The following is an 11,031-nucleotide window of genomic DNA, read 5'->3' on the forward strand; positions in this document are numbered from 1 at the left end:
AAGTGGATTGGGTTTGGGGGCGTTCTTTAAGCATGAGACTATTATAAAAAGTCCCCGCACGAAGGCGAGGACTTTATCAGCAGTCTGAAGCGACTATGCATCATAGTCGCTTTTTTTATGTTAATAAGTTGGTTTAGACATTTCTAAGTCGATGTCGTGCTGTTTGTCCGCTAATGGAGTCGATAGAGAGTCGTATTGCAAAGAATTTGCGACGCTGGTTAACGAAGATTGGCTTGCTGACTTCAAAAGAAAAAGCGCAGTGGTTTGGGACGATGTGTTAGATGGTAGCCATAACTGAGGTTGACAAAGCTCTAATACAAGAAGATGAAGTCCGATCGCACAGCTTGGAGCAATTCCAAGTGGCATTATGGTTTTTTCATTACGAAGTATGGCAACCCTTATATAATTTCATTTTGCTAATCTGGTGACGAGGGAATAAAAATCAAGTCGATGATACTTGCTCTTTGGGTAAAGAATATCCATGTAATTCTTGTGCTAGGGTTGGGATGCCGCTGGTGGCAAGGTATACTAAGCGCATCAAAAATTGAAGAGATAAGATGATGTTAAAGTGGTTTGTGGTGTTGGTCTTTAGTGCTTTCATTGTCGCTTGTGGAAACAAGGGCGCTCTGTATTTGCCGGAAAACAATACCTTATCACAACAAGAATCATCGCTTAATTGAGGATTCCCCTTTGGACTTATTTACCTATTCTGATCAGACATTACACGCTGAGAAAGTGTCATTGTCTAATGTTGCTAAAGAATTTGGCACGCCTTGTTACGTCTATTCTCGTGCTATGTTTGAGCGTCATTACTTAGACTACGCGGACGCTTTCGCTTCCCATCCTACTCTAATTTGTTATGCAGTGAAGGCTTGTTCAAACATCGCCATTTTGAATGTCTTGGCGCGTCTTGGTGCCGGGTTCGATATTGTCTCCATTGGTGAGTTAGAGAGAGTGTTAAAAGCCGGCGGTGACCCAGCCAAAGTGATGTTTTCTGGGTTAGGAAAACAAGAGTTGGAAATGCGCCGTGCATTGGAAGTGGGGATTCATTGCTTCAATGTAGAATCCGAAGCCGAGTTGTATCGCCTTGATAAAGTGGCGGGTGAAATGGGTAAAAAAGCACCGATTTCTTTGCGTGTTAACCCAGATGTGGATGCTAAAACTCATCCATATATTTCCACTGGTTTAAAAGAAAATAAGTTTGGTATCGATATCAAGGATGCCGTACGTATTTATCAAATTGCCAGCGAACTGCCTAATTTAGATGTGATGGGCGTGGATTGTCACATAGGCTCGCAGCTAACAGAGCTGCAACCTTTCTTAGATACTTTTGATCGTTTGGTGGGGTTATTGGAAGAATTGGCTGCTGTGGGCATTAAGATTAAACACTTGGATTTGGGTGGTGGTCTTGGTGTGCGTTACCGTGATGAAGTACCGCCAAAGCCTGCTGACTACGCCAAACTCTTATTGGAAAAAGTCAAGGATATGGATGTAACACTGGCGTTTGAGCCAGGCCGTTCTATTGCAGCAAATGCTGGCGTCATGTTGACTCAGGTGGAATTCCTTAAGTGTAATGACCACAAAAATTTTGCCATTATTGATGGTGCTATGAATGATTTGATTCGTCCATCTTTGTACAGTGCTTGGATGGACATTGTCCCTGTGTCGCAGCAAGCAACGCCAGAAGGTAAGCGAGTTTACGACTTAGTTGGCCCAGTTTGCGAAACGGGCGACTTTCTTGGAAAAGACCGTGAATTGGATATTCAAGCGGGTGATTTATTGGCTGTGCGTTCTGCGGGTGCTTATGGTTTCACTATGGCGTCCAACTACAACAGTCGTAATCGAGCTGCCGAAGTCATGGTGGATGGTGATAAAGCTTATTTGATTCGTGCTCGTGAAACCATTGAGCATCAATTGGCTGGTGAGCAAGTATTGCCTGACTGAGGAGTCCTGTCGTGTTATTGAAATTTACTAAGATGCATGGACTGGGCAATGACTTTGTGGTGGTGGATGCGGTTTCCCGAAAAGTGTTTTTTAATAAGCCACAGATTGAGCGTCTGAGTGATCGTAATTGGGGGATTGGCTTTGATCAATTATTAGTGGTTGAGCCGCCTTCGGATCCAGATATGGATTTTCGTTACCGAATTTATAATTCGGATGGCAGTGAAGTAGAGCATTGTGGCAATGGTGCTCGTTGCTTTGCTAAGTTCGTGTTAGATCGAGAATTGACTAACAAGCGTATCATTAATGTGGAAACCAAGCGTGGCACCATTCAGCTTCGCGTGATGGATGATGGTTTGGTGACAGTGGATATGGGGGCGCCTAGTTTTACTCCAAAAGATCTGCCATTTGAAGCGCAAGAAGAGCAAGGTTTGTATCCTATTGATGTGGATGGTGAAGAATATCAACTGACGCCTGTGTCAGTAGGGAATCCTCATGCTGTGTTGAAAGTTGATGCCTTGATCGATGAGCAAGTGCAATCTGTTGGTGCCAAAATTGAGTGTCACGAACGTTTTCCCCAAAACGTTAATGTGGGCTTCATGCATGTGGTAAACCCTGAGGAAATTACCCTGCGCGTTTACGAACGAGGGGTCGGTGAAACACAAGCCTGTGGAACGGGGGCTTGTGCCGCCGTTGTGGCGGGTATTAAGCAGGGCTGGCTTGGTTCGAAAGTAACCGCTCATCTTCGAGGTGGTGATTTACACATTGAATGGGCTGGCGAAGGCCATCCTATATTAATGACAGGCCCAGCAGAAAAAGTTTTTGAAGGTCAAATTTACCTATAGGCAGTGGTATGAGCGAAGAGGAAGTCATTCAGTATTTAGTCAGTACCCCAGATTTTTTTGTACGTAATGCCGAGATATTGGATGATCTTACCATTCCTCATCCTGTGAATGGACGAGCGATTTCATTATTGGAATATCAGGTTGACCATTTGCGGAAATCGACTGAGCAGTATCGTAGTCAGTTTGAACGCTTGGTAGAGGTCGCCCGTGAAAATGAGTCGACCATGCAAAAAAGTCGACGCCTTATCTTAGCAGGTTTGAATTGCCGTAGTTTAGATGATCTGGCGGTGGCTGTGGATGACATGGTACGAGATGATTTTGAAGTCTCTTTCCATACTTTACTATTATTTGATGAGCATCCTGATAGTGCATTGCGCTCGTTAAGTCTTGATGAGGCAGATAATCGAATGCCTTTTACCATTAAGATGACAGAGTGTTATTGTGGTATTTTGCCAGCCGCAGAAATGGCTTATCTGTTTGATGATGCAGAGACAGTTCAATCGGTTGCGGTTTTACCTTTGTTATCGCGTGCGGGTGGTGATTTGGAAAAGCGGGGTGTGTTGGTGCTTGGGTCTGAAAAGGCCACTGCCTTTGATAAAGAAAAGGGCACTTTCTTTTTGCAGCATTTAGCCGACTTGTTAAGTGCTATTTTATTGAGGTTGGTGCCATGAGTCTTCTGATTACCTTTGATCTTGATAATACGTTATGGGATGTAATGCCGGTTATTACTCGCGCAGAATATGCTATGGAGTCTTGGTTTGAGGAGCGTTTCCCCGGCTTTTATCGTGACTTCGGTGGTGACTATCAGCTGACGGTTCGTCAGCAGATACTTAATAAACAACCTGAGTTGTCGGCAGACTTAACCAATTTACGTCTAAAAATGTATCAGCAAGTGTTGAAATCATTTGGTTTACCGAGTGAAGAAGCCAATTTAGTTGCACAATCTGCTCTAGCGCATTTTTGTGAGTGGCGCCAAAAAGTGGATCTGTTTCCTCATGTGAATGAAGTGTTGAGCGAACTTGTTCAAGATTATCGTCTTGCTGTGATTACCAATGGCAATGCTGATGTTTACCATCCTTATGTAGGCTTAGGACGATATTTTGAATTTGCGATACGTGCTGAACATGTTGGTGTTGCCAAGCCTGAACCTCAGTTGTTTTTGCACGCCGCGACTCAGGCTGGTGTGGTTCCAGAACAAGTGATACATATAGGCGATCACCCTATTGATGATGTACAAGGTGCAGCCAATGCAGGCGCCAGAAGTATCTGGTTTAACCGACATGGCGCGCGTCGCTGGGCGGAAGATTGGGGGACAAGTTCTCACGCTGAAGTCCATTCTTTATTGGAGTTGCCTTCCGCTATTCAATCATTAGCACTATAGTTTTTTTGTATTAAGTTAATTAAAGCGAAGCGATTTTTACCCTAGTGATTTAGTGTTACACTAGGCCGCATTCATTGATCCAATATAGATTTTTAAGGAAAAGTATATGAGTGAGAATATTAGCCAAATCACCGACGCTCAATTCGCAGAAGAAGTATTGAGCTCTGATGTGCCTGTACTAGTTGATTTTTGGGCACCTTGGTGTGGCCCTTGTAAAATGATTGCGCCTGTTCTTGAAGATGTTGCTGATGAGTATGCGGGCAAATTGAAAGTGGTTAAGTTGAACGTTGATGAAAACACAGAAACAGCACCTAAGTACAATGTTCGTGGTATTCCAACCTTGATTGTTGTTAAAGGTGGTGAAGTAGCGGCAACCAAAGTTGGTGCTGTCTCTAAATCTCAATTGATTGAATTCGTTAACGGTGCACTGTAATTAAGTATTAACCTCTTGTCGTTCATTAAAAAAGCAGCTTAGGCTGCTTTTTTTGTGTCTGTTCATGAGAATCTGTTTGTCCTGTTATTGTTTAAGTGCTGCCAATTTACGAGCAAAAGAGGGTGAATGTGAATTGGTTAATGTGGCAATCACTTGTTGTGCATAAGGCAAATACTTTTTCAGATCACTCTTCGGCATAGGATCGTCGTTAGGCAGTTTTACGGTAACAGGGTTTTTATGTATGCCATTGATACGGAATTCATAATGTAGGTGGGGGCCTGTTGCCCAGCCTGTTTGTCCAACATAGGCGATGATCTTGCCTTGTTTCACTCTCGCGCCACGTTTGGTGCCACGAGCAAAGCTTCTTAAATGTGCATAAAGAGTTTGGTAGCCACGTCCGTGATCTATGATGACGACATTGCCATAGCCATTTTGTTTGCCAGCAAAAGATATTTTTCCGTCGCCAGCGGCTTTGACGGGTGTGCCACTCGCCGCCGCATAATCCACACCACGGTGCGGTCGACTGGTTTTGAAAATTGGATGCAATCGGTTTGGGTTAAACTTGGATGAGATGCGAGAGAAATCCACGGGAGTCCGAATGAAAGCTTTACGCATTGCTAAGCCATCTGGTGTGTAGTAATGAGCGCCTTTTTTTGTTTTGAAGCGAATGGCCTGAAAGGTACGACCATTATTGATGAATTGCGCTGCTATGATATTGCCGTTACCGATTTTTTCTCCGTCGAGGAATTTTTCTTCGTAAAGCACGCTTAGACTATCGCCTTTGCGAATGTCTAATGCGAAGTCTATGTCCCAGCCAAAAATATTAGCGATTTCAATGATGAGAGGCTGGCTGATGCCCGCTTTTAGACCATCAACAAATAAAGAGCTGTTGATTTCGGCTTCCTTGTAAGTATGTACTATGTCTGGCGTGCGCGAAATAGCGCTGCGTTTAAACGCATTGTTTTGGCGTTCAAAGGTGACGCTGTCTAAATGGTTTTGTATCAAGGTTAATTTGGTGAGCTCACCGGTCTTTTCATTGGTGGTGAAGTTAAGTACTTGACCTGGCATCATGTGCCGTAAGGATTTTTGTTTTTTGTCCGCCTGAGACAATTTGTATATATCTTGGGGGTTGATGCCTTTGCTGGAAAGCAGTTTTGATAAAGAGTCTCCGGCATTTACGGTAATAGAATGATCTTGAAAAGTGGCTGGGCTATTCTTTTTTATAAGGTTTTCAGGCGCAGGCACATCGTAGCCAGAAATAATGCCGGTATTGGTGATGGACGGCATGATATGACTTTTTGGCGTCAATTCTTGCTGTTCTGATAAGCTAATTTCAGATTGATCCACCATTTGTAGGTTGGCATCGATAGAAAAGGGTGTTTCGTCAACAGCTTCGTCTGCTGGAATAGCAATTAGGACAATAGCCAAGAAGACGCATACCACAGCAATAAGAAGTAGGTGCTTAGTGGGTAGAAATTTAATCAAAATACGTACCTAAAATTCTTTATTAAAGCTCTGTAATCGTACCAATATTACTTTTATAATTGAATGCTTTGACGAAATTAACTCTATTAGAAGTGGATCTAAAAAATGACAGTAAGCAGTAACGACCTTTTAACCGACTTGCAAGCTCGTGGTTTGATCGCGCAGATGACCTCAGAAGACGAGCTAAAATCTCATTTGGCGAGTGGCAGTCGTACGCTTTATTGTGGTTTTGATCCCACTGCTGACAGTCTACATTTGGGTCACCTTGTACCCTTGTTAGTATTGAAGCGTTTTCAAGATGCCGGTCACAATCCAATTGCCCTAGTTGGTGGTGCCACAGGTTTGATTGGCGATCCTAGTTTTAAAGCGGCAGAGCGTCAGTTAAATACTTCTGATGTGGTGGCTGGATGGGCGGAAAAAATCCGTGGTCAAGTCAGTCAATTTGTGAAATTTGATGGTGTGTCGAATCCAGCTCGTGTGGTGAATAATTTAGATTGGGCTGGCAGCATGAATGTACTGGATTTCCTTCGTGATATTGGTAAACACTTTTCAGTAAATGCCATGATCAATAAAGAATCCGTACAGCAGCGCTTAAATCGAGAAGGAGCAGGCATCTCTTTTACTGAGTTTTCTTATGCTTTGTTGCAAGGTATGGACTTTGCCGAGTTAAATCGCGAATACGATTGTACAATTCAAATTGGTGGTAGTGACCAATGGGGTAACATAGTGGGTGGTATTGATCTTTCCCGCCGTCAAAATCAATCGCAAGTTTTTGGCATGACAGTGCCTTTGGTAACCAAGTCCGATGGTACTAAATTTGGTAAAACGGAATCGGGTGCTGTTTGGTTGGATCCGAAGAAAACCTCGCAATACGCTTTCTATCAGTTTTGGATGAACACGGCGGACGCCGATGTGTATAAATTCCTTAAGTACTTTACTTTCCTTAGTATGGAAGACATTGATGCCATTGAGCAGGCAGATAAAGAAAGCACTGGTAAACCTCAGGCGCAGTCTATCTTGGCTCGTGAAGCAACTTGTTTGGTACATGGTGAAGAAGGCTTGGCCGCTGCTGAGCGTATCACTCAAGCGCTATTCAGTGGTAAAGCGGATCAGTTGAGTGAACAAGATCTTGAGCAAATTCAATTAGATGGTTTGCCAAGTAGTTCTCTTGCTGATGCTAACCTTGCGGAAACGCCTTTGACCAGTTTGTTGGCTGAAGCAGGCTTGGCGGCTTCTGGTAAACAAGTAAAAGATGCGCTACAGCGTAATTCAGTATTTGTGAATGGCGAAGCGAAAGGTATGGATGACAATATGTCTGCTGTTGATATCTTCTCTTCTGATAAAGGTTACTATGGTAAATTTTTCTTAGTCAAACTGGGTAAGAAAAAGCACCACTTGTTTACTTTGTAAGGTATTTTAATGATGTGAAAAGACGCTTCGGCGTCTTTTTTTGTATTGGCGACGCCTTTTTAGAGCGTATGTTATATAAAGTGGGAATTGCTTGTTAAAGGAAAACTTATGGCTCGAGATAAACAAACCTTAACCACATCAAATCATTATATAGGTCGTTTGTATCATTTGGCGCTCGCAAAAGGTTTGGACGCAGATGCGCTATTTAAACAGGCAGATTTGTCGCCAAGCGTGATTGATGATGTGAATGTTGAGATAGAAATCGAAAAGCTAGCAGGTATTGTCGAGGGTATTTGGAATTTGTTGCAAGACGAAGCCATGGGGCTGGCCAGTGCGCCCTTGCCTGCCGGAGCCTTTTTTATGATGGGCCGTGCCACTGTGCATGAAGCAACCTTGGGTAAAGCCCTTCAACTCGCTTGTCGTTTCTACAATATGGTGTCCGACGCCTATAAAATGGCCTTAATAGAAGAGGGCAACAGTGCCGTCTTGGAATTTGAATTTACGAATCTTGAATTGGACTCTGATCATCTTTTTGCCGATATGACCTTGTTAGCTTGGTACAGTTATGCTTCTTGGTTGATTCAAGAGCGTATTCCTTTGATGGCAGTGCATTTCCCTTATGCTGAACCTCAATATCATGATTATGCAAAGCTTTACCCTTGCAAACGTATCTTTAAGCAAACGACGTTAAGGTTGGTTTTTGGTCGAGATTTTTTGGACCGTCAAAATGTCCAAAGTTTGGATGCGCTGAAAGCCTATATGAAGCGCTGTCCCATTGAGCTCTTTTTAAAGCAGCCAGGGGACATTAGTGTGACTAGTGATTTACGCGCTTTATTGAGTCGTGCTTTTGCCGACGGTTTTCCTGATATTGATGAGGCGGCAAAAAGCTTACACATGTCACGTAGAACACTGATTCGTAAGTTAAAAAAAGAAGGCACATCTTTTCAAGAAATCAAAGATAGAATGCGTCAAGACCGAGCCAGTTATTGGTTGCTGCAAGAGGCTATTCCGATTGCAGTAGTGGCGGAGAAAGTTGGCTTCTCGGATGCGGCGGTATTCGCTCGTTCATTTCGACGTTGGACTGGCTTCAGTCCGAGTGCTTATAGGGAGCAATATCGTCGTTCTTAGTATTAGATTAAGATGCGTAAAGTGGTGTTTTGGCACTATTTGCATTTAATGTCGTCATTTCCTGCTATTCCTATCCTGCTATTCCTCTCGTAACTTTATAAAAAAAAAGTGAGGAGTAGACAATGCCAAATGATTCACGCACTTCCATTTCAGCGCAAGCGCTTAAGGCTGCTGGAGATCATGCGCAAGCTGAAGATGTGGCTGCGTTGGAGCAAGCAGCTGATGCTGCTGGACGTCATCTTGCAACTAACCAATCCAGCTTACTTCAGCGTATGATTTATGGGCCTAAACCAAAAATAGAAGAGTTGCTGTCTGGTGTTAACAACATGAAGCAATCCTGTACGCCAGAAGCTGCTCGTATCTTACAAGCTGGGCTAACGTGTATCGAGCAAGATGACGCTTTTGGCGAAGATGGCAAAATTACTTCAACATTGCGTAATGCGGTTGCTGTTGAAGGGGCTTATGGTTTTACTGTGCCTACTCAATATGCTGGTCAAGGTAAGCGTTACAGTGAATTTGCTTGTTTAACCGAAGATTTCGCTGCCAATGGGTTGGGAGCTTTGTCGGTTGAGATTTCAGGGCAATTAACCATAGGTTCTAGTGCGTTACTGGGTTACGGTACACAGAGTCAAAAGAACCAATACTTACCAAAGATAAGTGGTGGACAGTTAATTGCTTTTGCTTTGACTGAGGTGGGCGTAGGAGTAAATGCCAAGCGAGTAAAAGCCTATGTCGAAGAAGACAAAGACAATGCCTGCTGGCGACTTTTCGCAGAAGGGGAGTGCAATAAACTTTATATTACCAGTGCCACTCATGGTGGTTTGATGGCGATTGTGGCCAGAAAGGGAAAAAATAGCAAAGAGTTGGCCTTGTTTGTGACTGAGTTACCAAAAGAAGACATTGAAGGCGAATATTCTTTTTACTGTCAAAGCTCCAATGTGAGTGCTTTTACACAGAATATTAACTCTAGAGTGCACTTTCATAACTTCCCTATTCCTTATGAGCAAGAAATTTTAGGCAATGGCGTAGAGGTATTATTTTACTGTCTAAGAATGGGGCGTTGCATGTTGGCTGCTCAAGCGGCTGGTTTCCAACGTATGATGGCGGCAGATGCAGTGCATTACGCTAAACAAAGAGAAGGTGTGGGTGGTAAGGTCATTAAGCATGAGCTGCCTCGATTGGCGTTAGCAAAAATGTTGGGAGGTGCTTTGACAGCACAAGCACTCTCTCATCTGGCTTTAGCTCAGGATCAAAATAAAGTGGATTTGGCTGGGTTAAGGGATATCACCAAATCTGCCAGTGCTCAGTCTTTATTAGATTCCTTGATCGCTTGTGAAAGAGTCATGGGCGGGCGTAGTTTGGATAAAGGTTCTCGTATATCAGATATTAGGGCGACAGCGCATGCATTCGGTATCGTTGAAGGGGAAGATGATCTGATTCGATTGGGCATGGTCAGAGATTTAACTAAGTCATTCACTGAAAACTGCATGGCAGGCTTATTGGGCATAATGCAAAAAGTAAATGCTGATAAGCATGGGCAAGCTGTTAGCAAAGAAAAGCGCATATTGAAATTGTCACTAGGTCGTTTTATTCAATCGCCAATAAGAGTCTCAAAAGTCTTGTTGTCACTTATATTGAATGCTGGCTTTTGGCGATTGCAGGCTTGGGTTGCTAAAAACGCAGTGTTTACTCTTGTTGATTTATTGGGCCAGTGGGTTCCAAGTCAATACTTTAGTCGATACGACAAAATACCTACCCCATTAAAATCGCATCTTATGTTTGCAGAATATCAGCTTCGGCAATGTCGATGGCATTATTTAAAAATAAGCGTGGCTTACCAGTTGGAATTGACCCAAGCCCAGTTACCTTTACAGCGATTGGGTAAGCGTATTGAAACGCTTATGAGCATCGCAACCTTATGTGCTCATGCCAGTCAGCTTGATGAATCGACTCAAAAAGTCGCGTTAGCGCAAATTGAAATCCTACGTTCAAATCTTGAAGGTAATACTATGTCGATACGGAGAATGGAGGCTTTACGAGCAGCCATTCATGAGGTTGCTGATGATTTACTTAAGGGAGAATCAAGCCTTATTGCTTCAATTGCCCCTCAGGATTTTGCCCATCCTTGGCAGGAAAAGTAAGTGTCTTAGAAAAAAAGTAAGTGTCTTAGAAAATGTCTTAGAAAAGTGGTGTAGTAATTTTCAAAAACTTGAAAAAAGTACTTGCTAAAAATCTGTAGATCCTTAATATACGCCCTCGCTGACACGGGTAGGGCTTCATTTTCTATTGGAAAATAAGTTGCTTAAGTGTGATGGCAACGCTCTTTAAAATAGATAATCAGATAATTTGTGTGGGCGCTCGCTGGGGCTTCAAAAAGAACTTGAAGTCTCATGAGAGTCTAACACGTC

10 protein-coding genes are annotated in these 11,031 nt (G+C 43.1%); 9 read left to right on the forward strand and 1 reads right to left on the reverse strand.

Annotated features, from left to right (window positions below; translation table 11 throughout):
• The first annotated feature begins 557 nt into the window (after nucleotides 1-557).
• The 6 genes from lptM (at nucleotide 558) to trxA (ending at nucleotide 4,600) form a co-directional block, all read left to right on the forward strand.
• Nucleotides 558-680 carry an LPS translocon maturation chaperone LptM gene (gene lptM, locus ACXAH2_RS16970; RefSeq protein ID WP_475080133.1) on the forward strand — a complete coding sequence of 41 codons (123 nt, stop codon included), beginning with the start codon at nucleotides 558-560 and terminating at the stop codon, nucleotides 678-680.
• A 10-nt stretch (nucleotides 681-690) separates the two neighbouring features.
• A complete protein-coding gene (gene lysA, locus ACXAH2_RS16975) occupies nucleotides 691-1,944 on the forward strand; it encodes a diaminopimelate decarboxylase (protein WP_475080135.1) in 1,254 nt (417 codons plus the stop codon).
• Nucleotides 1,945-1,955: 11 nt separating this feature from the next.
• Nucleotides 1,956-2,786 carry a diaminopimelate epimerase gene (gene dapF / locus ACXAH2_RS16980; RefSeq protein WP_475080137.1) on the forward strand — a complete coding sequence of 277 codons (831 nt, stop codon included), beginning with the start codon at nucleotides 1,956-1,958 and terminating at the stop codon, nucleotides 2,784-2,786.
• 8 nt (nucleotides 2,787-2,794) lie between these two features.
• Nucleotides 2,795-3,457: a DUF484 family protein gene (locus ACXAH2_RS16985; protein WP_475080138.1), complete on the forward strand. Its 663-nt coding sequence runs from the start codon at nucleotides 2,795-2,797 to the stop codon at nucleotides 3,455-3,457.
• Nucleotides 3,454-4,167, forward strand: a complete 714-nt coding sequence (locus ACXAH2_RS16990) for an HAD family hydrolase (RefSeq protein WP_475080140.1) — start codon at nucleotides 3,454-3,456, stop codon at nucleotides 4,165-4,167. Before ACXAH2_RS16985 ends, ACXAH2_RS16990 begins: the two co-directional genes overlap by 4 nt.
• Nucleotides 4,168-4,273: 106 nt before the next feature.
• Nucleotides 4,274-4,600 carry a thioredoxin TrxA gene (gene trxA / locus ACXAH2_RS16995; protein ID WP_353669512.1) on the forward strand — a complete coding sequence of 109 codons (327 nt, stop codon included), beginning with the start codon at nucleotides 4,274-4,276 and terminating at the stop codon, nucleotides 4,598-4,600.
• An 84-nt stretch (nucleotides 4,601-4,684) separates the two neighbouring features.
• Here the strand turns inward: trxA and ACXAH2_RS17000 are convergent, their stop codons facing one another.
• Nucleotides 4,685-6,085 (reverse strand): peptidoglycan DD-metalloendopeptidase family protein, encoded by a 1,401-nt coding sequence (locus ACXAH2_RS17000; protein ID WP_475080142.1) that lies wholly within the window; start codon nucleotides 6,083-6,085, stop codon nucleotides 4,685-4,687.
• A gap of 105 nt (nucleotides 6,086-6,190) precedes the next feature.
• Between ACXAH2_RS17000 and tyrS the strand changes: the two genes are divergently transcribed.
• The 3 genes from tyrS (at nucleotide 6,191) to ACXAH2_RS17015 (ending at nucleotide 10,764) form a co-directional block, all read left to right on the forward strand.
• Nucleotides 6,191-7,495 carry a tyrosine--tRNA ligase gene (gene tyrS / locus ACXAH2_RS17005; protein WP_475080144.1) on the forward strand — a complete coding sequence of 435 codons (1,305 nt, stop codon included), beginning with the start codon at nucleotides 6,191-6,193 and terminating at the stop codon, nucleotides 7,493-7,495.
• Between the two features lie 108 nt (nucleotides 7,496-7,603).
• On the forward strand, nucleotides 7,604-8,623 hold the full coding sequence (locus ACXAH2_RS17010; protein WP_475080145.1) for an AraC family transcriptional regulator: 1,020 nt from the start codon (nucleotides 7,604-7,606) through the stop codon (nucleotides 8,621-8,623).
• Between the two features lie 122 nt (nucleotides 8,624-8,745).
• Nucleotides 8,746-10,764, forward strand: a complete 2,019-nt coding sequence (locus ACXAH2_RS17015; protein ID WP_475080146.1) for an acyl-CoA dehydrogenase family protein — start codon at nucleotides 8,746-8,748, stop codon at nucleotides 10,762-10,764.
• Nucleotides 10,765-11,031: the final 267 nt, after the last annotated feature.

Source organism: Marinomonas sp. ABL3_031 (assembly GCF_056161265.1).

Coding starts and splice junctions, on each gene's coding strand:
- lptM (WP_475080133.1), top strand. CDS start 558: ATGATGTTAAAGTGGTTTGTGGTGTTGGTCTTTAGTGCTTTCATTGTC.
- ACXAH2_RS16985 (WP_475080138.1), top strand. CDS start 2,795: ATGAGCGAAGAGGAAGTCATTCAGTATTTAGTCAGTACCCCAGATTTT.
- ACXAH2_RS16990 (WP_475080140.1), top strand. CDS start 3,454: ATGAGTCTTCTGATTACCTTTGATCTTGATAATACGTTATGGGATGTA.
- trxA (WP_353669512.1), top strand. CDS start 4,274: ATGAGTGAGAATATTAGCCAAATCACCGACGCTCAATTCGCAGAAGAA.
- tyrS (WP_475080144.1), top strand. CDS start 6,191: ATGACAGTAAGCAGTAACGACCTTTTAACCGACTTGCAAGCTCGTGGT.
- ACXAH2_RS17010 (WP_475080145.1), top strand. CDS start 7,604: ATGGCTCGAGATAAACAAACCTTAACCACATCAAATCATTATATAGGT.
- ACXAH2_RS17015 (WP_475080146.1), top strand. CDS start 8,746: ATGCCAAATGATTCACGCACTTCCATTTCAGCGCAAGCGCTTAAGGCT.